The organism is Rhizobium sp. FG96 (assembly GCF_057808655.1).
On sequence record NZ_JBMDIL010000001.1, the window covers coordinates 590,466 to 614,347 of the forward strand.

The following is a 23,882-nucleotide window of genomic DNA, read 5'->3' on the forward strand; positions in this document are numbered from 1 at the left end:
AATTGAAAAAAGGCCGGTCCTGCGACCGGCCTTTGCTGTTTGGCTTACACCGGCTTGACCGGGATGTTCAGCCCCTTGGCACTTGCCGGGCGGGCGATGCAGCGCTCCAGCCAGGCCATCACGGCCGGGAATTTCGCGTATTCCAGCACCTCGCGGCCGCCATAGAAGATGTCGGCGCCACGGATCCACGGGAAGGTGGTGATGTCGGCGATGGTGTATTCATCGCCCATGATCCACTGGCGGCCCTGCAGGCGGCTCTCCAGCACGCTCAGCAGGCGCTTGGCCTCATCGCGGTAGCGCTCCATCGGATAGCTGTTGTTGGCGACCTTATCGGCTGCCGCCTTGTAGAAATGGCCGAACTGCCCAAACATCGGGCCGATGCCGGCCATCTGGAAGAAGACCCACTGGATGGTCTCGTAACGGCCGGCGGCATCGGCAGGGATCAGCTTGCCGGTCTTCTCCGCGAGATAGAGCAGGATGGCGCCGGATTCGAAGAGGCCGATCGGTTTGCCATCCGGACCATTGGGATCGATGATCGAGGGTATGCGGCCATTCGGATTGAGCGAGACGAATTCCGCGGATTTCTGGTCGTTTTGAGCGAAGCCGACATAATGCGGCTCATAGGGCAGACCGAGCTCTTCCAGCGCGATCGAGATCTTCACGCCATTCGGCGTCTGCAGCGAATAGAGCTGGATGACATCCGGGTTCTTTGCCGGCCAGCGCTCGGTGATCGGGAAGCTTGAAAGGTCTGCCATTGAAATCTCCGTGGGGGTTGGTGGCCGACCATAAGAGAGCGACCGCCGGGAAGACAAGCCGCCTTCAAGAGACGATCGTTTCAAAATACTGAACGAACCGTCCCCGTTCGTTTATCTTTCCAGCTGCGACAAAATGCGCGACAAGTGTGGCCAACGAGATCAGCGGATCTCACAGTCATTCAAACGGAGATTACGTCCATGTCGAATACCTCTAGCCTTCTTCTCGTGCTTGCCCGCATCCTGCTGTCGTTCATGTTCATCCTCGCCGGCTTCGGCAAGATCACCGACCCGGCTGGCACTGCCGGCATGATCGCCGGTGCTGGCCTTCCGGCCGCAACCGCTCTGACCTATCTCGCAGGCCTCTTCGAACTGCTGACCGGCCTTGCCGTTCTCGTCGGCTTCCAGGTTCGCATCGTCGGCTGGCTGCTCGCTGCCTTCTGTGTGTTCACCGCCGTCGTCTTCCACCTGCCCTATGCAAGCGGTGCTGAACTCGTGAACATCCTGAACCAGATCATGGTCATGAAGAACTTCACGCTGGCTGGTGCCTACATCCTGCTCGCAACTGTCGGTGCCGGTGCCTACTCGATCGACGCCCGCCGCGGTGTATCGGCTCTCACTGCCTAAGCCGAAGCCCTCCCAAGCATAAAGAAACCCGCCGTCTCGCGACGGCGGGTTTTTTCGTTTCCGGTATCGGAAGAGGATCAGAGTGCGCCGCGGACGGCGGCAACGATCTTCGCCACGACGGGCTCGGCCGCGTGGCTTTCCTTGCGCGCACGCACGAGGCAGGCCTCCGAGCGCAGGATGACGCCGTCGTTGAGGACGCGCAGGTGGTTTGCCCGTAGCGTCGAGCCGGTGGAGGTGATATCGACGATGACATCGGCCGAGCCGGAGGCTGGCGCACCCTCGGTGGCGCCCAGGCTCTCGACGATACGATAGAGCTGGATGCCGTGCTGGCTGGAAAAGAACTGCTGCGTCAGGCGCCAGTATTTGGTGGCGATGGTCAGGCGGCGGCCATGGCGGGCGCGGAAATCGGCGGCGACATCGCCGAGATCGGCCATCGTATCGACATCGAGCCAGATCTCCGGAACGGCGACGACGACATCGGCATGGCCGAAGCCGAGGCGGGCGCAGAATTCGACGCGCTTGTCGGTCTCTGCCAGGCCCTCGCGCACCAGATCCTCGCCGGTGACGCCGAAATCGATCGAGCCGTTGCCGAGTTCGCGGGAGATTTCCGAAGCCGACAGGAAGGCGACCTCGACATCATCCCAGCCTTCGACGCGGCCGCGATAGGAGCGGTCGTTGCCGACGGCAGTGATCTTCATGCCGGCGCGCTCGAAGATCGCCGAGGCATCGTCCTTCATCCGGCCCTTGGATGGCAGTGCGATGGTAACGGTCATGCCGCTGCCCTTTCCGTTTCGATGCGGTCGAGCCAGAGCGAGAAGCCGACGGCCGGGATGCGTTCGCGGGCGCCGAGGAAGTTCAACAGCCTGTCGAAGCGGCCGCCACCGGCGAGAACCGCCGACGAGCCCTCGACGCTGACCTCGAAGACGAGGCCGGTATAGTAATCCAGCGGGCGGCCGAAGGCGGCGCGGTAATCCATCGATGACAGATCGAGACCGGCATTCGAGAGCGCAGCCAGGCGGCTGTCGAAATGCGAGAGCGCGGTGCCGATCTTCAGCCCGGCGGCATCGGCAAAGCCTGCCAGCGCCGAGGATGCATCGGCCAGCGGCACGTTCAGCGACAGGAATTCCTCGAGCACGCGGAAGGCGTCGTCATCGAGCCGGGTTTCGGAGAGCACCAGCTTCTCCTTGAGGCGGCGGGCGATATCGGCGGGCGAACGGCTGGCATTGGTGGAATAGCCGGTCGCTTCCATCGTCTGGTCGATATGGGCGATCAGCGCCTGGTCGTCGCCGGCTGCCACGAGCCTGGCGATCTCATCGTCGAGACCGGTGACGAATTGCGGGCTGACGAGGCTGGCAAGCAGCGCCTCGATCTGCGTCATGTTGCCGAAGGCGTGGATCAGCCGCTTCTGCCAGCCGAGCGGCAGGCCGAGCGCCTGGACGACGGCTTCGAACACCGCCTGGTCGCCGAGAACGGTCGAGAAGGTCTTGCCGGGGATCAACCGCTGCAGGATGGCGACGGCATCGCCGATGGCACGCGCATCGGCGCTCGCCGTATCGGTCTCGCCGAGATCTTCAATCCCCGCCTGATAGAACTCGTTGCCGCCATCACGGCGCTGACGGAAGACTTCACCGAGATAGGAATAGCGCTTCGGCGTGCCGGTCGCGGTCTCGATGTGGCGCAGGCAGACAGGAATGGTGAATTCCGGGCGCAGGCAGAGGCTGGCGCCAGTCTCGCTCTCCGTCATGAAGATACGGCGACGGAGGTCCTCGCCGGCGATATCCAGGAAGGGCTCGGCCGGCTGGATGACGGGCGTGTCGATGCGCTCGGTCTTGCGGGTGGCGAACTCGGTGAGGAGATCGGTGGCGAAGTTGGGTAGGTTCGTCAGGGGCATATCGCTGGTGCCTCCGGGGAATACCCCCCTCTGTCCTGCCGGACATCTCCCCCACAAGGGGGGAGATCGAAGGATGCGAGTGCACGCGTCCCTCGCATGCGCAGAGCCGAAGGAGACGTCAGATCGGAAATTGTGGGCCAGAGCCCAGCCGATCTCCCCCCTTGTGGGGGAGGTGCCCGGCAGGGCAGAGGGGGGTCTATCGCCGCCATCTCAGCCCGCTCGCTTCCGGTCTTCCGCCTGAGCCGCCAGGATTTCCTTCACCTTGGCGACGAGGTCGGCTTCCGGGACGGTTTCCTGCGCGACGCGCGCTTCGCGCCAGCTGGCATTGTCCTCGATCTCACCGGAGAGGCGCTTGCCCTCGATCAGGTCCTTGATCTGCACGACGCCCTGCGCCCGCTCGTCACCACCCTGGATGATGGCGACGGGGCAGCCGCGGCGGTCGGCATATTTCAGCTGGCTGCCGAATTTCTTCCAGTTGCCCTGGAACATTTCGGCGCGGATACCGGCGGCGCGCAGCTCCTGCGTCAGGCGCTGGTACCGGCCCATCGCCTCGACGTCACCGTCCATGACGGTGACGAGAACCGGCTCGATGACTTCGCTCTGGCCGAGCTTGCCGAGGTTCTTCAGCGCCGTCATCAGGCGCGAGACGCCGATCGAGAAGCCGGTTGCGGGAACCGGCTGGCCCATGAAGCGGGAGACGAGACCATCATAACGCCCACCGCCGCCGACCGAACCGAAGACGACCTTTTCGCCCTTTTCGTTGGTGACGTCGAAGAGGAGCTCGGCTTCGTAGACCGGGCCGGTGTAATATTCGAGGCCACGGACGACGGAGGGGTCGATCTTGATGCGGGTGCTGTCGTAACCGCCGCTGGTGACAAGGCTGCCGATGAAGTTCAGTTCCTCGACGCCTTCGCCGCCCTTGGACGTGCCGGCCACCAGCTCGGCGAGCTTATCAGCGCTTTCGGCATAGTCCTTGATGCCGACGAAGAAGAGGACCTTGTCGATCTGGCTCTGGTCGAGACCGGCACCCTTGGTGAAGTCGCCGGACTCATCCTTACGGCCGGGGCCGAGCAGCAGGGCGACGCCCTCGGGGCCGAACTTGTCGAGCTTGTCGATGGCGCGCAGTACGTTGAGGCGCTGGGCGGCCTTGTCGTCACCGCCGAGGCCGATCGCTTCGAGCACGCCGTCAAGAACCTTGCGGTTATTGACGCGGATGACGTAATCGCCGCGCTTGATACCGAGGGCTTCGAGCGTATCGGCCATCATCATGCACATTTCGGCATCGGCCTGGACACCCGGCGCGCCGACCGTATCGGCATCGAACTGCATGAACTGGCGGAAGCGGCCGGGGCCGGGCTTCTCGTTGCGGAACACGTAGCCGGCGCGATAGGTGCGGTAGGGCAGCTGGATATCGTTGAAATTCTCGGCGACATGACGGGCGAGCGGCGCCGTCAGGTCGTAGCGCAGGCTCATCCACTGCTCGTCATCGTCCTGAAGCGAGAAAACGCCTTCGTTCGGACGATCGGCGTCCGGCAGGAACTTGCCGAGCGCATCCGTATATTCGAAGAGCGGCGTTTCGACAGGATCGAAACCATAATGCTCATAGACCTCGCGGATCTTCGCGGTCATTTCGTTGACGGCGCGAATATCGTCAGCCGACCGGTCAACGAAGCCACGCGGCAGGCGGGCCTTGAGCTTTTGCGGTTTCTTCTGCTTGTCGTTCATAGGGTTACTGGCCAGATTTTCCAAACTGCTGAATGAAGGGTTCTCTTAGAGGAACGAGCCGGGGGCGGCAAGGGCAACGGCTGGCGAACGGCGCCGCCCGCTGCTATAGATTTGCCGGGAAAAGGAGCCCGGCGATGACCAAGATCATGACCATCGAAATGCCCGATGAAATGCACGCAATCATCGCCGAGCACGCCGCCGAGGCGGAGATGTCTGTCGAGGATTATGTCTTCCAGGTCATCCAGCAATATGTCGAGGACGCGCAGGACCTTGAGGAGGCTGAAGCCGAGCTGGACAGTATCGAAAGCGGGGAATCAGCCGATACCATCGACGATTTCTTGCGGCGGCGCCTCGGCCTGACCGATTAGTCGCTTTCCGCGACGCACGCAGTCTATATTGCCGGGAACGTACCAGTAGAATTCCATGATCGCCGAAATCCTCCAGTATGCCGCCACAGTTCCCGTGACGACCAAGGCCCACCGCGGCTATATCCGCTATTCCGTCAATCTCTGGTCGCGCGCCCGGCGCTGCAGCAGTTCATGGGCGGTGCATGAGGAGAAGAGCCGGGCGGCGATGCTAACGGCGGCTGCCGCTCTTCGGCAGAAGCGGACGGTTGTCGTGCTCGGGTCTGGACTGCTGCGTGACGTGCCGATCGAGGCGCTTGCGAAGACCTTCGATACGGTCGTGCTGGTCGATCTCGTGCATCTCGCCTCTGTGCGGCTGTGGCTGAGGGCGAAGGGCTACCGGAACGTCCGGCTGATCGAGCGTGATCTCTCCGGCTATGACGATTTGCGACAGACGGGCAATGCGGAGCCGCTCGGCTTTCTGCGCGGCGTCCCCTATCTCGATCTGGTGATCTCGGCGAACCTGCTGTCGCAGATCGGCCGCGGAGTGAAGCGGCGTTTCGAGGCGGAGCAAGTTAGCGCAATGCCTGATGATACCGTGCAGCGATTGATCGCCGCGCATATAGAGGGGATGCAGGCCCTGCCCTGCGCCAACTGCCTCGTCACCGATATCTCCTATGCCGTGATCGACCGGACGGGAAAGACGCACGAGACGGCCGACCTGCTGCAAGGCGTCTCGGTGCCGCAGAACATAAAGGCATCCTGGAGCTGGCCGGTGGCGCCGCTCGGCGAGGAAAGCCGCGACTATCAGATCGTCCATCAGGTGATTGCCGACTACTGAGATGCATATTATTCTGGTTGCAATCCAGAATTTATTGTATCACTTTTAATATCGGATATCATTGCGGTGAGGATCGTTTGGGATGAGCCGAAAAGAATCGCAAATCTCGACAAGCACGGGCTGGACTTCGCAGATCTCGATCTGACGTTTTTCCTGTCAGCGATCCTTCGGCCTGCCCGCAGCGGCCGCGTCATGGCGATCGGCAGATTTGCGGATGGTACTCTCGTGGTGATCTTCGCGAGATTGGGTGCGGAAGCCCTGTCGGTGATCTCGATGCGGCCAGCCAAAGTAACGGAAGGCGGCTCCTGAATGACAGCCAAGAAAACTGAATTGCAAACCGAGTTCAAGGAGGGACGCGGATATAGCAAGGACGATTGGGATGCCGTGAGCGACAATCCCGAATGGACCGAGGAAGACTTCAAGAATGCCCGTCCCTTCGCCGAGGTCTTCCCAGAGCTGGCCGAGAGCATTCGCCGGGCGCGAGGCAGGCCTGCAGTCGAGAAGCCGAAGCGGCAGATTTCGCTGCGGCTCGATCCTGACGTAATCGATGCCTTCAAGGCGACCGGCAAGGGCTGGCAGGGGCGGATCAACGAAGTCCTGAGAAAAGCCGCCAAGCTCTGATCCGCCTCTTGGCGAACCAGGCGCCCTCACCTATCTTCGGCTCATGCGTCTCGTTGCGATCATGGCGATGATATTGGGGTGGCTGACGTTCAGCGCGTCCGCCTGGGCGGGCTGTCCGATGTGCGCGTCGATGAGCCAGCCGACCGCTTCCGTCATGCATGACATGCCCGGAATGGGCGCATCCGACCATATGGCGATGGATCATGGGCAGGACGCGGCGAAGGACCCGTGTTCGCCCGGCAATCCCGGCCATATGACGACCTGCTCCTATTGTCTGGTGACACCGGCTGCTGTGGTGATCGCCGATGGCGGAAAGCACGTCTTCGCCTATCCGGCACCGGCTGCCGGCAGGGTGCTTGCCGATCTGCGCCCGGCGCCGCAGGCCCCTCCTCCCCGCCTCGTCTGACACCTCGATTACGCCTGCACGACACCGATCGTGCATTTTCTTTTGTCAGACAGAGGAAGGACCTCGCATGTCTATGAAAATCATCGCTCTTCTTTCCACCCTCGCTTTCGCTGCCCCGGCACTTGCCGAGGACATGCAGATGGATATGAGCAAACCGATGGGCGACCACGGCCCATCCAGCCATGCCTTTGCTGAGGCCAATGCCAAGATGCACAAGGACATGATGGTCAAGATGACCGGCAATGCCGATATCGATTTCGTTCGCGGCATGATCCCCCATCATCAGGGCGCGATCGACATGGCGAAGATCGAGCTCAAATACGGCAAGGATCCCGAGATTCGCAAACTCGCCGAAGCCGTGATCAAGGCTCAGGAAGCGGAAATTGCCGAGATGAACGCATGGTTGAGTAAAAACGCTAATTAATCAATCATGACTGGAGGCGCCGGTGAAAAGCTGGCGCTTCCTCATCTCGGATTGCTCGTATTTCGATACTTGATAAATTAGAACTCTATTTTTGCGTTTTATTTACAACGACTTAGTAATGTTTTGATTACGAAATTCTAATTTATCTAAAATACAAACGGTCTCATCAACTTAGGAAAAGCGATGAGACATCTTCTTTCGAAAGCGCGAATGCTTGCCGGCGAAACCAAGGGCAATGTCGCCATGGTTTTTGCGCTGCTGCTGGTGCCGCTGATTGCAGCGGGCGGCGCGGGGATCGATCTGGCGCGCTATGAGGCGATCCGTGTCGAACTGCAGGATGGTCTCGACCGCGGCGTGTTGGCCGCCGCCTCGCTTTCCCAGAAGGAGAAGCCCGAGGATACGCTCCGCAGTTTCATGAAGAACCTCTCCTATGCGCAGGATGTGACCGTCAACTTCACCGAGACGAAGGGGCTGAATTCGAGGAAGATCAGCGCCAGCGCCGCCTATGTGATGGACACGACCTTCATCCATCTCGTCGGCGTGCGCCAGCTCAGCGTCGCGGCCGTCTCGACGGCGGAGGAAGCCAAGCAGAATATCGAGATGTCGCTGATGCTCGACATGTCGGGCTCGATGAACGGCAACCGCATCAAGAACCTGAAGAAGGCCGCCCAGCAGTTCATCGATCAGGTTCTGACCGACGAGACCAAGGATTACACGACGATCACCATCGTGCCCTATGCCGGCCATGTGAATGTCGGCTCGGCGATCTTCGACAGGCTCGGCGCCAAGCGCGATCACTCCAATTCGTCCTGCATCGAGCTCAGCACGTCGGGCTTCGGCGGCAGCGTGCCGAGTTTCAAGGATGCGGCGCAGGTTCCGCATTTCACGCAATGGAACTATGGGCGCACCGACCTGAAGCCCTGGTGGTGCCCGGTGGAATCGACGGCGATCACCTATTTCTCCAACGATGCCACCTATCTGAAAAACCGCATCACCCAGCTCGAACTGCATGACGGCACCGGCACGCAGAATGCGATGCAATGGGGCTACATGCTGCTGAACCCGGCGGCAAAGACCATCGTCAACGCGGCAGTCGATGCCAAGCTGATGGATGCGAAATTCGCGAACCGTCCGGCGGCCTTCGGCGATCCGGATACGATGAAGGTCATCGTGCTGATGACCGACGGCGCGATCACCGAACAGTACCGGCCAAAGGATTACAGCCGCCCGGTCACCCAGGCGCCTGACAACAAGCAGATCATCAACTCCACCGACACGGCCAAGATGCTCTCCTCGGTCTGCACGGCGGCGAAGTCGAGCGGCATCACCGTCTTCACCATCGGCTTCGAGGTGAGCGGCAATGCAACGACACAGATGACCAACTGCGCCACCAGCCCCGGTCATTACTATCCGGCTTCGGGATCGGGCATCGGCGATGCCTTCAAGTCGATCTCGACATCGATCAAGAAGCTGAGGCTGACGCAATGACCGGCATTCTCAACCGCCTCCGGCGGGACCGCGCCGGGGCTGCGGGTATTGAATTCGCCATCCTCGCACCGATCGTCTTCTCGCTCGTCTTCTCCACATTCGAGGCGGGCTGGATCATGACGCAATCGATCATGCTCGATCGCGCCGTCAGCCGTGGATCGCGGGCGCTGCAGGTGGCCGGCTCGAACTTCACCTATGACGATTTCAAGAAGAAGGTTTGCGACGAGGCGATCATCCTGACGAACTGCATCAAGTCGATCCGCATCGAATTCACGCCGATCAGCAAGTCGACCGACTTTCCGACATCGGAAACCTCCTGTGTCGATCGCAGCGTCAATATCGATCCGGTGACGACCTATACCGGCGGCCAGCGCTCGCAGATCGTCTTTGCCCGCGCCTGCTATGTGGTCGATCCGCTGGTGCCGGGGCTGGGTTACGGGCTGGCGCTGCCCAAAGACAGTACCGGCGGCGTGCGCCTGACCTCACGCTTTGCCTTCGTGAACGAGCCAGGCTGATGATCCGCATTCTGAAAGAGTTTCTGAAAAGCCGCTCGGGCGCCTCGGCGATCGAGTTTTCCTTCGTCGCGCCGGTGATGATCTTCTTCTTCATCGCCAGCGTCGCCGTCTTCGACATGTTCCGCACCTACCAGAACATCGTCGAAGCCAATGGTGTGGTGGCGGATGTGATCTCCAGGCAGACGTCGATCGACGCCACCTTCGTTTCCAACATCTACGGCGTCTTCACCAATCTGCAGCAAAACAGCACCGCGCCGAGCGCGCTCAGGATCTCGAGCATCAAGAAAACTGGTGGGATCTACAAGCTCGACTGGAAAAAGGAGAGCGGCACGGTCAGCCTGCTGAAGGCGCAGGTGCTCGACAGTTCGACGCTGCCGCAAATCACCGATGGCGATTCCGTCATCTATGTCGAGGGCGCCACGACCTACACGATGCTCTCCAGCATCCTCGGCTTCGGCCAGATGACATTCGCCGAGCGCGCCTTCACGCGGCCGCGCTTCATCAGCGCGGTCGCGTTCAACTGAGGCGCCGGGCGGGCCGGCGCCTTGTCTGTTCTCAGGCCTTCGGTTCAAAGGGTTCCGGGCGGCGCGCGGCACCTTGGCGGGCAAGCATCCAGCCAGGATATTCCGGCGCCAAGGCGCTGACGTCATCCAGCTTCTTCATATCGTCGGCATCGAGCTTCAGCTGCGTGGCAGCGAGGTTCTGGTCGAGTTGCTCGATGCGCTTGGCGCCGATGATGACCGACGTGACGAAGGGCTTGGCGAGCACATAGGCGAGCGCCACGGTCGCGACACTCGATCCATGCTTTTCGGCGACTTCGCGCATCACCGCGACGCATTCCCATGCCTTGTCCTTGTCGACGGGCGGGAAGTCGAAATTGGCGCGGCGTCCCTCGCCATTGCCGGGTGCGCCCGGGCCATACTTGCCGGAGAGCAGACCGCCGGCCAGAGGCGACCAGACCATCAGGCCGAGCTTTTCCTCGTTCATCAGCGGCACGATCTCGCGCTCGAGATCACGCCCGGCGATCGAATAGTAAGCCTGGATGGTTTCGAAGCGGGCGAAGCCGCGGCGTTCGGAGACGCCGAGAGCCTTGGCGACGCGCCAGGCCTGCCAGTTGGAGACGCCGACGTAGCGCACCTTGCCCTGGGAAACGAGATCGTCGAAGGCGCGCAGCGTTTCGTCGATCGGCGTCACTGTATCGGTCGCATGGATCTGGTAGAGATCGATATGATCGGTCTGCAGACGCTTCAGGCTGGCTTCGACCGAATCCATGATGTGACCGCGCGAGGCGCCGCGATCATTCGGCTTGTCGCCCATGACGCTGTAGACCTTGGTGGCGATGACCACGTCCTTGCGGGGAACGTTGAGGTTCTTCAACGCCTGCCCGAGAAGCCTTTCGGATTCGCCGAAGGAATAGACGTCGGCCGTGTCGATGAAGTTGACACCGGCTGCCAGCGAGCGCTCGACGATCTTGTCGGCGGCGGCCTGATCGACATCGGCGATGGCGCCCCAGAAGTTGCCATCATGCGCTTCGCCGAAGGTCATCGTGCCCAGGCAGATCTCCGAGACGAAGAGGCCCGTATTTCCAAGCTGATTGTATTTCATGAGGAAATTTCCTTGTGACTGCCACAGGCGGGGGTGCCTGCGGGCTGCGGAATGCAATGTTTTTGATTATTGGCCTGCGGAACAGGCACAGCCGGGGCTGGCTGCTGATGAGGCATGATGTACGTAAGTGCGTGTTTCGGCTTTTCAACGGCATGCGGCAACCTGACCGGCAAAAAACAAAGCCCTTGTCTCGGCGGCCGGCGCCGATAGATTCGCCTTGAGGGAATTGCAGGAGCATCCGATGAGCAAGCACGCGCTGACGACGATCGGCTTCGATGCTGATGACACGCTCTGGCAGAACGAGCAATATTACCGGCTGACCGAAGCGCAGTTCACCGAGCTGCTCTCCGATTTCGCCGAGGGGCCGAAGATATCCGAGCGGCTGCTGGAGGCCGAGAAGCGCAACCTTGCGCATTACGGCTTCGGCATCAAAGGCTTCACGCTGTCGATGATCGAGACGGCAATCGAGATCACCGAGGGCAAGGTGCCGGCGAGCGTGATCGCGCAGATCCTCGATACCGGCCGCGATCTGCTCTCGCATCCGGTCGAGACCATGCCGCATGTGCAGGAAACGCTGGAGATGCTGGCCGGCAACTATCTGCTGGTGCTGATCACCAAGGGCGATCTCTTCGACCAGGAGCGCAAGCTGGCGCAATCGGGGCTCGGGGATTTCTTCGACGCCGTGGAAATCGTCTCCGACAAAACGGCGGTCACCTACCGGCGGATCTTTTCCAAGGTCGGCGATGGGCCGGAGCGGGCGATGATGGTCGGCAATTCGCTGAAATCGGATATCGTGCCGGCGATTGCCGCCGGCAGCTACGGCGTCTTCGTGCCGCACGAGCTCACCTGGGTGCTGGAGCATATTGACGAGCCATCCGATGCACCCCGTTTCCGCAAGATCCCGCATCTCGGCGAGTTGCGGGACCTGCTGGATGGGCTCGGCTAAGCCTTACTCTTCTTCGCCCGCGTCGGATTTCGGCGGGAACAGCGTCGGACGCTGCGGCGTCTCCGGCTTTGCGGCGGGCGGCGCCGTGCCCGGAGCCTGCGGCTCGATCATCAGCGTATAGGGGGCGCCGAGACCGCGGCGCGGCGAGACCTTGGAATAATAGGGCCTGAGCAGCCAGGTCGTATCGTCCTTGACGACGGTATCGAGCGCCGATCCATCCTCATCCGTGCCGAAGAAGGCCTCGTCATCGGCTTTCGACAGATCGAAGATGGCGAGAAAGGCGAATTGGCTGCGGGTCTCGAAGCTGATCTTCACGTGCTGGCCGGCCTTGACCGGCAGCGTGAAGACGTGGCTGTTGCCGAACTTCGTCCAGCCCTTGATCTGCATGGTCACGGCGGGGAACTGAAGCTTTTCCAGCTTCTCGCCGGGATCGAGCTGCGGCGCCTGCGCCAGGGCAGGCGCTGCGGCAAAGGCGATCAGAACGGCTGTCGCAAGCAATTTCCTCATGGACGTACCAGTGCTTTCCGCATGGATTCAACTTCGGAGCGGCAGAAGCAGCCCTCGACGTGATCATTAACAAGACCCATGGCCTGCATGAAGGCATAAACTGTCGTCGGGCCGACAAAGGTCCAGCCGCGCTTCTTCAAATCCTTGGAGATACGCACCGAAACCGGCGTCGTCGGATTGGCGGCGATATAGGCGCGGTTGACTGCGCCGGGGCGGTCGGCAGCACCCGGCTCGAAGCTCCAGAAATAGCGGGCGAGCGAGCCGAATTCCTTTTTGAGCTCGATGGCGCGTTTCGCATTGTTGATCGTTGAGACGATCTTGCCGCGATGGCGGATGATGCCGGCATCGGCGACGCAGCGCTCGATATCCGCATCGTCGAACAGCGCGACCTTTTCGAAATCGAAGCCGGCGAAGGCAGCGCGAAAATTCTCGCGCTTGCGCAGGATCGTCAGCCAGGACAGACCGGACTGGAAACCTTCGAGGCAGATCTTTTCGAAGAGGCGGATATCATCGGTGACGGGCCGCCCCCACTCCTCGTCGTGGTAGCGCATGTAGTCGGGAAGGTTGGCATGCCAGTGGCACCGGCTCTTTCCGTCATCGCCGGTAATCGTGCCCGTATCGCTCATGCTTCCCCACTGATTTTACGCTTCAATTGCGGCTTTACCATTTAGAAACCCCGTTTCCAAACCGGATAGTAACCCTGACGAAAAGTTTATCCGGTGCTTCGCAGTTTAATGAATCGATCTTTACCATTCGCTGGCCTGAGCGGTGGCAGCATCCCGGCAGGCGGAAATGCCCGCCCCAGCATTTTCGGTCATTTGTAGAGAGTTCCGTCCGATGATGAAATCCGTTTTGATTACAGCCGGCCTGATCGGCCTGCTGACCTCGCCCGCGCTTGGCGACGACCGCTATGCGAGCCGCCCGCCCGTCGTTCTCAGCCCCGACCTGACGGCGCCCTGGATCAACCAGCTCGGCGGCCCCAACGTGCGCCCGGTCGTCTATCAGCGCCCGGTCATCCGCCAGCAGCCGCGCGGGCTGTTCCAGTATCAGCCGCGCGTGATGCGCCAGGCTCCGGCCACCGTGCAGCAGGCTGCCGTCGTGCGCCCGGATGGAATTCCGGTGATCCGCGAGCGGTTCGACCCGCAGTTCCTGCCGCAGATGGTCGACTACGACACCAAGGAACGGCCGGGTACGATCGTCATCGATACCAACAACCGCTTCCTCTACCTCGTCATGGCAAACGGCAAGGCGCGCCGCTACGGCGTGGGCGTCGGCAAGCCCGGCTTCGAATGGGCCGGCGAGCACAAGATCACCCGCAAGGCCGAGTGGCCGGACTGGACGCCGCCTTCCGAAATGGTCAGCCGCGAAGCCGCCAAGGGCCATTACCTGCCCGCCCGCATGGATGGCGGCCCGGAAAATCCGCTCGGCGCCCGCGCCATGTATCTCGGCTCGACGCTTTACCGCATCCACGGCACCAATGCGCCCTGGACGATCGGCAGCGCCGTCTCCTCCGGCTGCATCCGGATGCGCAACGAGGACGTGACTGACCTTTACGAGCGCGTCAACGTCGGCACCCGCGTCATTGTGATCTGAAGCCCGCAAGGCTGCGGCGGGCCGTTGCAAGAACGGCGCGCCGCAGCACAAAAAACCGGCGCAAACCCCTCTCAAGCTTGAAATCCAGGGCAAATTGGCTAGCTTGGCCGTGATCCTGAATAGAGGGGAATAGAGAATGAAGCATATTGTCCGGCTTGCGGCTGCCTGTGCGATCGCATTCGCCAGCACGTTGAGCCTTGCCCATGCCGAGCCTCAGCTGACCGCAACCGACGCCGTGCGCGGCGTCAAGCAGGTTAAGACGGTCAAGCCGCAGTTCAAGAAGCGCGTCGTACGCCTCGTCACCGATGAAGCCCCCGGCACCGTCATCGTCGATACGACGAACAAGTATCTTTACCTCGTCGAAGGCAACAACCGCGCCACCCGCTACGGCATCGGCGTCGGCCGCGAAGGCTTCGGCTGGTCCGGCGTCGTGAAGGTCGGCCGCAAGGCTGAATGGCCGGGCTGGACCCCGCCTCCGGAGATGCGCGCTCGCGAAGCCAAGGCCGGCCACAAGCTGCCCGCCTTCCAGCCCGGCGGCCCGGACAATCCGCTCGGCGCCCGCGCCATGTATCTCTACCAGGGCGGCCGCGACACGGCTTTCCGCATCCACGGCACCAACCAGCCCTGGACGATCGGCCTGAACCTGTCTTCCGGCTGCATCCGCATGGTCAATAACGACGTGCAGGATCTTTACGAGCGCGTGCCCGTCGGCACCAAGGTCATCGTCGTCGGCCCCGGCAACAAGCAGGGCAACGTCGCCTTCCAGGACCGCGGCATCGACGTGCTCAGGACGCTGTTTGGCGGTTGAGATTTGTTAGGTCGATGGAATTGAAGAGGGCGCTTTCGGGGCGCCCTTTTTGTTTCGTTGGTGCTGCGGCGTGGAGCCCCCTCACCCTACCCTCTCCCCGAGGGGAGAGGGGATGTTTGCGCCAGAGGTTGCCGGAGTTCCCTTCTCCCCAGCGGGGAGAAGGTGCCTGAAGGGCGGATGAGGGGGCCGCTTGCGCAGACGCCCCAGAAATCTCACACCACACCACAACTGCAATAAGCCTGTTACACAACGCGGGATAGATGGGCGGCATTGCCATCCGGGGATCCCTCATGCATCGCGCCTTCCTGCCAGCCTTGGGGCTTGCCGCCCTTGCCTGTCTCGCCTCGCCTGCCCTTGCCGAAGACCTGCAGTTTTCCGTTTATGGCGGTTACCAGACGGCGCCGCATAGCGGGGTCGATGTCTCCGACGGGACGCATTTTACCGCGGGGTGGGAGGGCAAGTCCTTTGCTTGGCCGCCTTACTACGGCGCGCGCGTGACATGGTGGCTGGAGGATCTCGGGCATCCCAATCTCGGCCTGTCGATCGACTATACCCATGACAAGGTCTATGCCGACAGCAAGACGCTTGCGACTTCGGGCTGGTCGCATTTCGAGTTCACCGACGGGCTGAACCTCGTGACCGCCAATGCGCTCTACCGCTTTCCGCAGGATGGTGGGCGCTGGACGCCCTATCTCGGCGCCGGTGTCGGCGTCAACATTCCGCATGTCGAGGTGACCAGGCCATCCGGCAAGACCTTCGGCTACGAATTCGGCGGCGTGACGCTGCAGGCGCAGGCCGGTGTCGATTTCCGCATCACCGAGCGCTGGTCGACCTTTGTCGAATACAAGGGCACCTATTCGAAGGTGGATGTGCCGATCGACAGCGGCGACCGGCTGAAGACCGATATCTTCACCAATGCCGTCAATCTCGGCGTTTCATTTCACTGGTAGGAAGCGGCTCACTTGGAGCCGCAGCTGACCTTGCCGCTGGCGGTGAAGGGCTTGGCCCCGCCCGTCACGGTCATGCCGTAGGTGCCGCTGAAGGCCTTGCCCTTGGCTTCGGCCATGACCACCATGTTGAGCGCCTGGCCCGAGGTGTCGTCGCCGTTGTCGTCGTAGATTTCCATGCGCAGCTCGCCGCCGCTCGACCAGCGGTTGGTCAGGCGGCTGGAATCGAAGACGCGCTTCTTGAACTGGTCGGGAACCGAGGCATCCTTGATCATCAGGCCGCCGCGGAAATGGTTCAGCACATGGCCGCCGTCATCCTTGAAGCCGATCTCCACGGTGAAGCGGGCGGCGGCATCATCGGCGGAACAGAAGTAACGGCTATCGGCATGCGCAGTGCCTGCGGCACCGAAAAAGACAGAAAGCAAAACAAGTGTACGCCGCATAGCGCTCAATCCTGTGACCGGCCGACAACCGGCCGAATTCAGGCTATATGCAAATCTATTAATTTTTGAGGTACAGAACCACCGTAAGCCCAATCGAGCAATTCTACGGTATGGACAATTGGAATTGCCGTGCCTGAGGCGATCTGGGTGATGCAGCCGATATTGCCGGTTGCGATCACATCCGCCTTTGTCGCCTCGATATTCTTCACCTTACGGGCCTTCAGCGCCGCCGAGATATCCGGCTGCATGATGTTATAGGTGCCGGCCGAACCGCAGCAGAGGTGGCCTTCCGCTGGGTCGCGCACCGTGAAACCCGCCGCCTTCAGGAGCTGCTTTGGCGCCATGGTGATCTTCTGGCCATGCTGCATCGAGCAGGCTGAATGATAGGCGACGGTGATGCCCTTCGGCATATGCGAGGGGAGATCGAGGGTCGCCAGATATTCGGTGACGTCCTTCGCCAGGCCCGAGATGATTGCCGCCTTCTCGGCATAGGCGGGGTCGAGGCGGAGCATGTGGCCGTAGTCCTTGATCGTCGTGCCACAGCCGGAGGCGGTGATGATGATCGCATCGAGCCCGCCCTTTTCGATCTCGCGCATCCAGACATCGACATTGGCCCGGGCGCTGGCGAGCGCCTGTTCCTCGCGGCCCATATGATGCACCAGTGAACCGCAGCAGACCTCGCCTGATGGTGCCACGACCTCGACGCCGAGGCGGGTGAGCAGCCGGATCGTCGCCTCGTTGATGCCGGGGTCGAGGACGGGCTGGGCGCAGCCGGTGAGGATCGCGACACGCGCCTGTTTCTTGCCTTCAGCGGGATGGTTGCCGGGGCGGGAGTAGACGGAGGGTGCCGGGACCGAGCGCGGAGCGAGCGCCAGCATCGCCGCGAAGGGCTTGAGCGCCGGTGCACTCATCAGGCCGCGGAACGGGCGGCCGAGGCGGGCGAGCTGCAGCGCCATGCGGAAGCGGCCGGGATAGGGAAGCACGGCGGCGAGAATGGCGCGCGTCAGCCGGTTCATGAACGGGCGCTTGTAGGTCTTCTCGATATGGGCGCGGGCGTGATCGACCAGATGCATGTAATCCACGCCGGAGGGACAGGTGGTGACGCAGGCAAGGCAGGAGAGACAGCGGTCGATATGGGTGACCACCTCCGCATCGGCCGGGCGGCCGTTTTCCAGCATGTCCTTGATCAGATAGATGCGCCCGCGCGGGCTGTCGAGCTCGTTGCCGAGCGTCACGTAGGTCGGACAGGTGGCAGTGCAGAAGCCGCAATGCACGCATTTGCGCAGGATCTTCTCGGATTCGGCGACATGGGGATCGGTCAGTTGCTCGGCGGTGAAATTGGTTTGCATCAGTCGTGTCCCGTCGAGGCCTGGTGGGTGGGGTTACCCCCCTCTGCCCTGCCGGGCATCTCCCCCACAAGGGGGGAGATTGGCTGGGCGCACCCTGCGGCGGGTGATTGATCGGGCGAGCGCATGCCACTTGCCGATCTCCCCCCTTGTGGGGGAGATGTCCGGCAGGACAGAGGGGGGTAACCCACAGACGCGAAGCCAGCCATCACCACCCCATCTTCCCCGGATTGAATATCCCGGCCGGATCGAACTTTTCCTTCACCCGCGCCGACAACATCGCAACCGCTTCCGGTTGCGGCTGAAAGGCGGCGACATCGGCCCGCATCGCCTCCGAAGCACGGATCAGCGTCGCGTGGCCGCCGCCGAGCGCCTTGATGAAGCGGCGCAGCAGGCTGGCTTCGGGATCGGCTTCCATGCGCATCCAGATGAGACCGCCCTGCCAGTCGTAATAGGCATCGACCCCGGCTTCGAGGCGGAGTGCGGCAACCAGCTGGTGCCCGGCGGAGGGAGCGACTGAGACGCGCCAGACGGGGCGCATGGTGCCATCGGCATAGGGGTAGACATCGCGGATTTCGCGCCAGAGGGTGCGGCTCATCTCCTCACCGATCCGGGCGACTGGGCCGAAGGCGGACATGGCCTTGGCAAGTTTTTCGGCGCGCGCCTCGACGGAGCCCGGCAGGCCTTCGAGACGGAGGACCGTCGCCTCGCCTTCCGGCAGCTTGCCGCCCGCGAAACGCCAGGTGACCGTCATCGGCAGGTGCGCTGCGCCGGAGACCTCGACCGGCTGTGCCATTGCGGCGGCCATGGCGTTGGCCGCCTCGGCATCGTTGAGGCCGGAGATGACGATCGTCTCCTCCGCCTTCGGGCGCGGGGGGACGCGGAAAGTGACTTCGGTGAGGAAGCCGAGCGTGCCGTGCGAACCCGCCAGCAGCTTCACCAGATCGAGGCCGGTGACATTCTTCATGACGCGACCGCCATTCCTGACGATCTCGCCACGGCCGTTGACGAAGCGAATGCCGAGCAGGCTGTCGCGCGCCGCACCCGAGATGAAACGGCGGGGGCCAGAGACATTGGCGGCAAAGACGCCGCCGATCGTCGGCTCGCCCGAGGTGCCCATGACGCCGCGGTGGTCCATCGGCTCGAAGGCCATCATCTGGCCATTGGCGGCAAGGGCGGCTTCGATTTCGGCAACCGGTGTACCGGCGCGCGCCGTCATGACCATCTCGCCGGGATTATAGGCGACGATGCCGGAAAGGCGTGTGGAGCGGAGCGTGTCTTCGGCCTCGACCCTGTTGCCGAAACCAGCGCGCGTGCCGCCGCCCGATATGGCGAGTGGCCGGCCTGCGGCGTCGTGTTCGCGGATCAGCGCTGCGGCTTCATCTTCGCTTTCGGGAAAGAATGCGCTCATGCGGCCGGCCGTCCATCGAGCGGGAAGACTTTCGACGGGTTGAGGATCCAGCCGGGATCGAAGGCGGCGCGCGCGGACATCTGCTGTACCAGATCGGTCTCGGAATATTGATGGCGCATCAGGTCTCGCTTCTCGATGCCGACGCCGTGCTCGCCGGTCAGGCAGCCGCCAGCATCGACGCAGAGCTTGAGGATGTCGTTGCCTGCCGCCTCGGCGCGGGCAGCATCTTCCGGGTCGTTGGCATTGAAGAGGATCAGCGGATGCATGTTGCCATCGCCGGCATGGAAGACGTTGGCGACGCGCAGGCCGTAGTGATCGACGATCTCCGAGGTCTTCTTCAGCACGTAAGACAGCTGGCTGAGCGGCACGGTGCCATCCATGCAGATGTAATCGGCGATGCGGCCGGTGGCGCCGAAGGCCGACTTGCGGCCTTTCCAGATGAGCGCAGCTTCCGTTGCCGACTGGCATTCGCGCACCGTCTTGACCCGATGCTTGCGGGCGATCTCGACGATGCTCTTCAGCATGTCGTCCATCTCGGCTTCCGAACCCTCAACTTCGACGATCAGCAAGGCGCCGACATCCAGCGGATAACCGGCATGGGCGAAGGCTTCACAAATCTCGATCGCCGGCTTGTCCATGAACTCGATGGCGACGGGGATGATGCCGGATGCGATGACATCGGCAACGCAGGAACCGGCATCCTCAGACGTATCGAAGCCGAAGAGCACGGGGCGGGCGCCCTCCGGCTTGGCGATCAGGCGGACGGTCGCTTCGGTGACGATGCCGAGCTGGCCCTCGTGACCGCAGACGAGGCCGAGCAGGTCATAGCCGCCGGCATCCAGCGCCTTGCCGCCGAGCTCGATCACCGTTCCGTCGGTCAGCACCATCCTGACGCCGAGCAGGTTGTTGGTCGTCACGCCATATTTCAGACAGTGGGCGCCGCCGGAATTCATGCCGATATTGCCGCCGATGGTGCAGGCGAGCTGCGAGCTCGGATCAGGCGCATAGAAGAAACCGTCCGCAGAGACGGATTCAGAGATATTGAGATTGGTCACACCCGCCTGGACGACGGCGACGCGATTGGCGAGGTCGATCTCGAGGATGCTGTTCATCTTCGAGAGGCCAATCACGACGGCATCTTCCTGCGGAATGGCGCCGCCCGAGAGCGACGTACCGGCGCCGCGCGGCACGACGGGGATGCCGTAGCGATGGCAGTATTTCATTACGGCGGCGACCTCGGCGGTCGACCGCGGCAAGGCGACTGCGAGCGGCAGGCGGCGGTAGGAGACGAAGGCGTCGGTCTCGAATGGCACCAGTTCGCGCGCCTCATGCACCAGGCATTCCGGCGGCAAGAGATCGATCAGGTCGCCGACGATCTGACTGCGGCGGGCGAGCACGTCGGCGCGCGGAGCAAGAAACGAAATGGCGTCGGACATGGCGCGCTTCCTCCCGATATGGCGGCGGGACCAGCCTGTCCTCCATGGCAGCCGGTTTAGCCCGGCTTAGCACTTTCCCGAAACCGGCGCAAATGCTAAGCACTTATGTCAAAAGGGGAAATAGTGCCGCACAATGACCAATCTGGGTGATCTCGAGATTTTTGCCAAGGTGGTTTCGACCGGCAGCATGTCGCTGGCCGGACGGGCGCTCGGCTTTTCCCCCGCCGTCGTTTCCAAGCGCATCAAGCGGCTGGAAGACCGGCTCGGCACGCGCCTGCTGCAGCGCACGACGCGGCAGATTTCGCTGACTGAGGCGGGCCAAGGTTTCTACGACCGGGTGCTCGGCATTCTCGCCGGGCTGGAGGAGGCGGAATACTATATATCCGGGCGCTCGGCGCAGATGCATGGCACGCTGAAAATCTCGGCGCCGACCTCTTTCGGGCGCATGCATATCGCTCCGCATCTCAAGCGCTTCATGGAGGCGCATCCGGAGCTGGCGATCAATCTGGTGCTGACGGACGAGTTCAGCGACATCGTCGGTGCCGGTTTCGATCTGGCGATCCGCATTGCCGAACTGACCGATTCCAGCCTTGTCGCCCGGCGGCTGGCGCCGGTGCGGCGTCTGCTCTGCGCCTCCCCTTCCTATCTCGACAGCCATGGCATGCCCACTGGCATCGAGGACCTCCGGAACCATCGCTGCCTGCCTGCGCACAACAATGACGTCTGGCGGCTAGAAGGCCCCGACGGCGCGATGACACTGCGGCCGGAGGGGATGCTGATCACCAATTCCAGCGAGGTGATCCGCGAGACGGTGATATCAGGGCTCGGCATCGCGCTTCGCTCGACCTGGGATATCGGCGAGGAGCTGAAGAGCGGCAAGCTGGTGCAGGTGCTGCCTGAATATGAGGGCTCACGCAGCGTCGCGCTCTCGGCAGTCTATCCGAGCCGCCAGTTCCTGCCGGCCAAGGTGCGGCTGTTCATCGATTATCTGGCGGAGCTTTATGGGCCGGTTCCCTATTGGGAGCTTTAGCCCTTCCGCCGAACCCCGTAGACCATTCTCTGGAGCCTCGACATGACTGCTTCGCCTTCCTTTCTCGGCCTTCCCGATCGGCTCGATGACGGGCGCGCACCGCGCATGGTGATCTTTGGCGCCGGTCACGGCACCACCTATCCTGGGAAGGACAGCAGCGGCTATGCCGGTGCGGCAAACGCCATCCGCGCCGCAAGCCAGGAGGACGCTGCGCTTATCGAGCATTGGGATTTCGATCTCGGCGGACCGCTCTTCAACGAAGGCCCCGTCTGCTGCATCGATGCCGGCGATCTGCCGACGGTGATGCATGACAATGCCGGGAACCGGGCACTGATCGAGGCGAAGACACGCGACATCCTGGCGGGCGGGTCCGTGCCGATCCTGCTCGGCGGCGACGATTCCGTGCCGATTCCGTTTTTCGCCGGTTTTGCCGATCGCGGGCCGGTCTGGATCCTGCAGATCGACGCGCATATCGACTGGCGCGATGAACTGTACGGAGAGCGTTACGGCTATTCCAACCCGATGCGCCGGGCGAGCGAGATGAGCCACATCGCCGGGATGGTGCAGGTCGGCATGCGTGGCGTCGGCAGCGCCCGTATCTCGGAGATCGAGGCGGCGCGCTCCTATGGCAGCCATCTCGTGACGGCGCGCGAGGTTCATGCCCAGGGCGTCGAGGCAGCACTACGGCATATTCCGGAGGGCGCGCAAGTGGTGATCACGCTCGATTGCGACGGGCTCGATCCCGGCATCATGCCGGGCGTCGCCGCCCGCACGCCGGGCGGCCTCAGCTACACACAGGTGATCGACCTGATTGCAGGCGCCGGCCGCCGTGGCCGGATCGCCGGCTTCGATCTCGTCGAGCTCTATCCGCCCGCCGATATCGACGGCATCTCGGCCCTGACGGCTGCTCGTCTCCTCGTCAACGCGATCGGGACGATCGTCCGGCAGGGCTGAGTTTCCGGTTACCGCGCCAGGTCGAGATAGGCGCTTGCGACCATGGCGTCGATATCCGCGGGCACCGGCACGATGCAGGATTCGGCGCCGACGCCGCGCTTGGCAACGCGCTCCAGGCAGCGGGCCTGCAGGGTGAAGCCGAGATCCATGGATTCGACGGAATTGCCGAGCGGGCGCGGGCCGGCGAGGTTCGCCATGTGGCCGCCGCCGAGGATATGGATCGAGCGGCCATCCTTCAGATGCAGCGTCTCCATGACATCGGCGGCATAGCGATCGATCGAGACGACATCGGGATGCGCACGGAAGCCTGCAACGTCGATCTCCAGCGGGAAGTGGCCGCCATTCATGAGGATCGCGCCGTCCTTGATCAGCGGCAGATCGGCGGCGGTGACAATCCCAGGGAAGCCGGTGACCGTGACGATGACGTCTGCGGCGCGGATCGCGTCTGCGCGCAGCGGCGTCACGAAGCCGTCGAGATGGGCTTCGAGCGCCGTGACCGGATCGATATCGACGACGCTGACGGTCGAGAAGGCGTTGCGGAAGCTTGCTGCCGTGCCCTTGCCGCAAGCGCCGTAGCCGAAAACGGTGACGCGCTTGCCATTGGTGGAGCGGTTGGTGAAGCGCATGTAGCTTTCGAACAGGCTCTGGCCGACGGCATGCTTGTTTTCGGCGAACTGCTTGATCGGACTGTCGTTGATGACAAGGATCGGCATGTTCAGTCTGTCGCGCATCGGCAGCAGGCGGGTGCGGCCCGAGGTCGTTTCCTCGGTGCCGCCGAGGAGATTGGCATAGGGACGTTCGGCCGCGATGGCGAAGAGGTCGCCGCCATTGTCGAGCAGCAGGTCGGGCTTGGCATCGACAACGGCTTCGAGGCTGCGGTGATGCTCGGCGGGATCGGTGGTCTGCGTTGCGAAGACGGTGATGCCCTGAGAGCGGAGATAGTCGACCGTCGATGGCTGGGTGCTGTTCAGATTTCCGGTGCAGACGAGCTTTGCGCCGCCGGCACGCAGCGTCGTCAGGAGCGCCACCGTCTTCGGCTCCAGGTGGATACCGGTGCCGATCGTCAGTCCTTGAAAGGGACGGGTGCGCTCGAATTCGGCGGCGGTTGCCTTCAGCAGGCGGCAGCTGTTTCCGATCCAGTCGATGCGGGTGGCGGTGTTTTCCATGATGGTCTCCTGTCGCGATAGGCCGTCATAACGCCCATGAAGACCGCGCGGCATGG

Annotated in this window: 28 protein-coding genes; 16 read left to right on the forward strand and 12 right to left on the reverse strand. The window is 62.6% G+C overall.

All coding sequences use genetic code 11. The features are described from left to right. Positions 1-44 precede the first annotated feature (44 nt). On the reverse strand, positions 45-755 hold the full coding sequence (locus ACODR6_RS03015; RefSeq protein WP_112713041.1) for a glutathione binding-like protein: 711 nt from the start codon (positions 753-755) through the stop codon (positions 45-47). 198 nt (positions 756-953) lie between these two features. Here ACODR6_RS03015 and ACODR6_RS03020 point away from each other — a divergent pair, with 198 nt between their 5' ends. Beyond that, complete coding sequence (locus ACODR6_RS03020) at positions 954-1,379, forward strand: DoxX family protein (RefSeq protein WP_130278972.1); 426 nt, start codon at positions 954-956, stop codon at positions 1,377-1,379. A 77-nt stretch (positions 1,380-1,456) separates the two neighbouring features. On the opposite strand, the gene hisG is transcribed toward ACODR6_RS03020, so the two are convergent. The 3 genes from hisG to hisS all read right to left on the reverse strand — a co-directional run bounded on the left by hisG (position 1,457) and on the right by hisS (position 4,995). Then, positions 1,457-2,152: an ATP phosphoribosyltransferase gene (gene hisG / locus ACODR6_RS03025; protein WP_489020635.1), complete on the reverse strand. Its 696-nt coding sequence runs from the start codon at positions 2,150-2,152 to the stop codon at positions 1,457-1,459. After that, a complete protein-coding gene (locus tag ACODR6_RS03030) occupies positions 2,149-3,270 on the reverse strand; it encodes an ATP phosphoribosyltransferase regulatory subunit (RefSeq protein ID WP_130278974.1) in 1,122 nt (373 codons plus the stop codon). Before ACODR6_RS03030 ends, hisG begins: the two co-directional genes overlap by 4 nt. Positions 3,271-3,480: 210 nt before the next feature. After that, positions 3,481-4,995 (reverse strand): histidine--tRNA ligase, encoded by a 1,515-nt coding sequence (gene hisS, locus ACODR6_RS03035; RefSeq protein WP_489020637.1) that lies wholly within the window; start codon positions 4,993-4,995, stop codon positions 3,481-3,483. Positions 4,996-5,129: 134 nt separating this feature from the next. Here hisS and ACODR6_RS03040 point away from each other — a divergent pair, with 134 nt between their 5' ends. The 9 genes from ACODR6_RS03040 to ACODR6_RS03080 all read left to right on the forward strand — a co-directional run bounded on the left by ACODR6_RS03040 (position 5,130) and on the right by ACODR6_RS03080 (position 10,158). Then, on the forward strand, positions 5,130-5,363 hold the full coding sequence (locus ACODR6_RS03040; RefSeq protein WP_025555534.1) for a hypothetical protein: 234 nt from the start codon (positions 5,130-5,132) through the stop codon (positions 5,361-5,363). 55 nt (positions 5,364-5,418) lie between these two features. After that, positions 5,419-6,180 (forward strand): hypothetical protein, encoded by a 762-nt coding sequence (locus ACODR6_RS03045; RefSeq protein WP_489020639.1) that lies wholly within the window; start codon positions 5,419-5,421, stop codon positions 6,178-6,180. A gap of 66 nt (positions 6,181-6,246) precedes the next feature. Then, the gene (locus ACODR6_RS03050; protein WP_489020641.1) at positions 6,247-6,489 is read left to right on the forward strand and encodes a BrnT family toxin; all 243 of its coding nucleotides are present in this window, start codon (positions 6,247-6,249) and stop codon (positions 6,487-6,489) included. Beyond that, complete coding sequence (locus ACODR6_RS03055; protein WP_112713053.1) at positions 6,490-6,801, forward strand: BrnA antitoxin family protein; 312 nt, start codon at positions 6,490-6,492, stop codon at positions 6,799-6,801. A gap of 130 nt (positions 6,802-6,931) precedes the next feature. After that, positions 6,932-7,207 carry a hypothetical protein gene (locus tag ACODR6_RS03060; protein ID WP_348652515.1) on the forward strand — a complete coding sequence of 92 codons (276 nt, stop codon included), beginning with the start codon at positions 6,932-6,934 and terminating at the stop codon, positions 7,205-7,207. A gap of 67 nt (positions 7,208-7,274) precedes the next feature. Continuing rightward, positions 7,275-7,631 carry a CopM family metallochaperone gene (gene copM / locus ACODR6_RS03065; RefSeq protein ID WP_489020643.1) on the forward strand — a complete coding sequence of 119 codons (357 nt, stop codon included), beginning with the start codon at positions 7,275-7,277 and terminating at the stop codon, positions 7,629-7,631. A 183-nt stretch (positions 7,632-7,814) separates the two neighbouring features. Next, a complete protein-coding gene (locus ACODR6_RS03070; protein ID WP_489020645.1) occupies positions 7,815-9,119 on the forward strand; it encodes a pilus assembly protein TadG-related protein in 1,305 nt (434 codons plus the stop codon). Next, on the forward strand, positions 9,116-9,634 hold the full coding sequence (locus tag ACODR6_RS03075) for a TadE/TadG family type IV pilus assembly protein (RefSeq protein WP_489020647.1): 519 nt from the start codon (positions 9,116-9,118) through the stop codon (positions 9,632-9,634). Before ACODR6_RS03070 ends, ACODR6_RS03075 begins: the two co-directional genes overlap by 4 nt. Then, positions 9,634-10,158 (forward strand): TadE/TadG family type IV pilus assembly protein, encoded by a 525-nt coding sequence (locus ACODR6_RS03080; protein WP_203429520.1) that lies wholly within the window; start codon positions 9,634-9,636, stop codon positions 10,156-10,158. Before ACODR6_RS03075 ends, ACODR6_RS03080 begins: the two co-directional genes overlap by 1 nt. A gap of 31 nt (positions 10,159-10,189) precedes the next feature. Here the strand turns inward: ACODR6_RS03080 and ACODR6_RS03085 are convergent, their stop codons facing one another. Next, positions 10,190-11,239: an aldo/keto reductase gene (locus ACODR6_RS03085; RefSeq protein WP_203429521.1), complete on the reverse strand. Its 1,050-nt coding sequence runs from the start codon at positions 11,237-11,239 to the stop codon at positions 10,190-10,192. Between the two features lie 241 nt (positions 11,240-11,480). Here ACODR6_RS03085 and ACODR6_RS03090 point away from each other — a divergent pair, with 241 nt between their 5' ends. Continuing rightward, entirely contained in the window at positions 11,481-12,185 is a 705-nt protein-coding gene (locus ACODR6_RS03090; protein WP_203429522.1) for an HAD family hydrolase, read from the forward strand. Between the two features lie 3 nt (positions 12,186-12,188). On the opposite strand, the gene ACODR6_RS03095 is transcribed toward ACODR6_RS03090, so the two are convergent. Then, positions 12,189-12,692: a hypothetical protein gene (locus ACODR6_RS03095; RefSeq protein ID WP_112713067.1), complete on the reverse strand. Its 504-nt coding sequence runs from the start codon at positions 12,690-12,692 to the stop codon at positions 12,189-12,191. Then, on the reverse strand, positions 12,689-13,318 hold the full coding sequence (locus tag ACODR6_RS03100) for a DNA-3-methyladenine glycosylase I (protein ID WP_489020650.1): 630 nt from the start codon (positions 13,316-13,318) through the stop codon (positions 12,689-12,691). The genes ACODR6_RS03095 and ACODR6_RS03100 overlap by 4 nt, the downstream gene beginning before the upstream one ends. 211 nt (positions 13,319-13,529) lie before the next feature. On the opposite strand from ACODR6_RS03100, the gene ACODR6_RS03105 reads away from it, so the two are divergent. From ACODR6_RS03105 to ACODR6_RS03115, 3 genes are all read left to right on the forward strand, one after another. Next, positions 13,530-14,285, forward strand: a complete 756-nt coding sequence (locus ACODR6_RS03105) for a L,D-transpeptidase (RefSeq protein WP_203429524.1) — start codon at positions 13,530-13,532, stop codon at positions 14,283-14,285. A gap of 136 nt (positions 14,286-14,421) precedes the next feature. Continuing rightward, positions 14,422-15,093, forward strand: coding sequence for a L,D-transpeptidase (locus ACODR6_RS03110; protein ID WP_112713073.1), 672 nt, complete (start codon positions 14,422-14,424; stop codon positions 15,091-15,093). Between the two features lie 290 nt (positions 15,094-15,383). Then, positions 15,384-16,043, forward strand: a complete 660-nt coding sequence (locus tag ACODR6_RS03115; protein ID WP_489020652.1) for an outer membrane protein — start codon at positions 15,384-15,386, stop codon at positions 16,041-16,043. Between the two features lie 8 nt (positions 16,044-16,051). Here ACODR6_RS03115 and ACODR6_RS03120 read toward each other — a convergent pair whose 3' ends face one another. The 4 genes from ACODR6_RS03120 to ACODR6_RS03135 form a co-directional block, all read right to left on the reverse strand. Then, on the reverse strand, positions 16,052-16,483 hold the full coding sequence (locus tag ACODR6_RS03120) for a hypothetical protein (protein WP_112713077.1): 432 nt from the start codon (positions 16,481-16,483) through the stop codon (positions 16,052-16,054). A gap of 38 nt (positions 16,484-16,521) precedes the next feature. Next, a complete protein-coding gene (gene glcF / locus ACODR6_RS03125; RefSeq protein ID WP_489020654.1) occupies positions 16,522-17,832 on the reverse strand; it encodes a glycolate oxidase subunit GlcF in 1,311 nt (436 codons plus the stop codon). Between the two features lie 205 nt (positions 17,833-18,037). After that, positions 18,038-19,240, reverse strand: coding sequence for a glycolate oxidase subunit GlcE (gene glcE / locus ACODR6_RS03130; RefSeq protein ID WP_489020656.1), 1,203 nt, complete (start codon positions 19,238-19,240; stop codon positions 18,038-18,040). Continuing rightward, positions 19,237-20,676: an FAD-linked oxidase C-terminal domain-containing protein gene (locus tag ACODR6_RS03135; protein ID WP_489020658.1), complete on the reverse strand. Its 1,440-nt coding sequence runs from the start codon at positions 20,674-20,676 to the stop codon at positions 19,237-19,239. Before ACODR6_RS03135 ends, glcE begins: the two co-directional genes overlap by 4 nt. Positions 20,677-20,809: 133 nt before the next feature. On the opposite strand from ACODR6_RS03135, the gene ACODR6_RS03140 reads away from it, so the two are divergent. Together ACODR6_RS03140 and ACODR6_RS03145 are read left to right on the forward strand one after the other, a co-directional pair. After that, on the forward strand, positions 20,810-21,706 hold the full coding sequence (locus ACODR6_RS03140) for a LysR family transcriptional regulator (protein WP_489020660.1): 897 nt from the start codon (positions 20,810-20,812) through the stop codon (positions 21,704-21,706). 42 nt (positions 21,707-21,748) lie between these two features. Further along, the gene (locus ACODR6_RS03145; RefSeq protein ID WP_489020661.1) at positions 21,749-22,660 is read left to right on the forward strand and encodes an agmatinase; all 912 of its coding nucleotides are present in this window, start codon (positions 21,749-21,751) and stop codon (positions 22,658-22,660) included. An 8-nt stretch (positions 22,661-22,668) separates the two neighbouring features. On the opposite strand, the gene ACODR6_RS03150 is transcribed toward ACODR6_RS03145, so the two are convergent. Then, positions 22,669-23,880, reverse strand: a complete 1,212-nt coding sequence (locus tag ACODR6_RS03150; RefSeq protein WP_489020663.1) for an adenosylhomocysteinase — start codon at positions 23,878-23,880, stop codon at positions 22,669-22,671. Positions 23,881-23,882 lie beyond the last annotated feature (2 nt).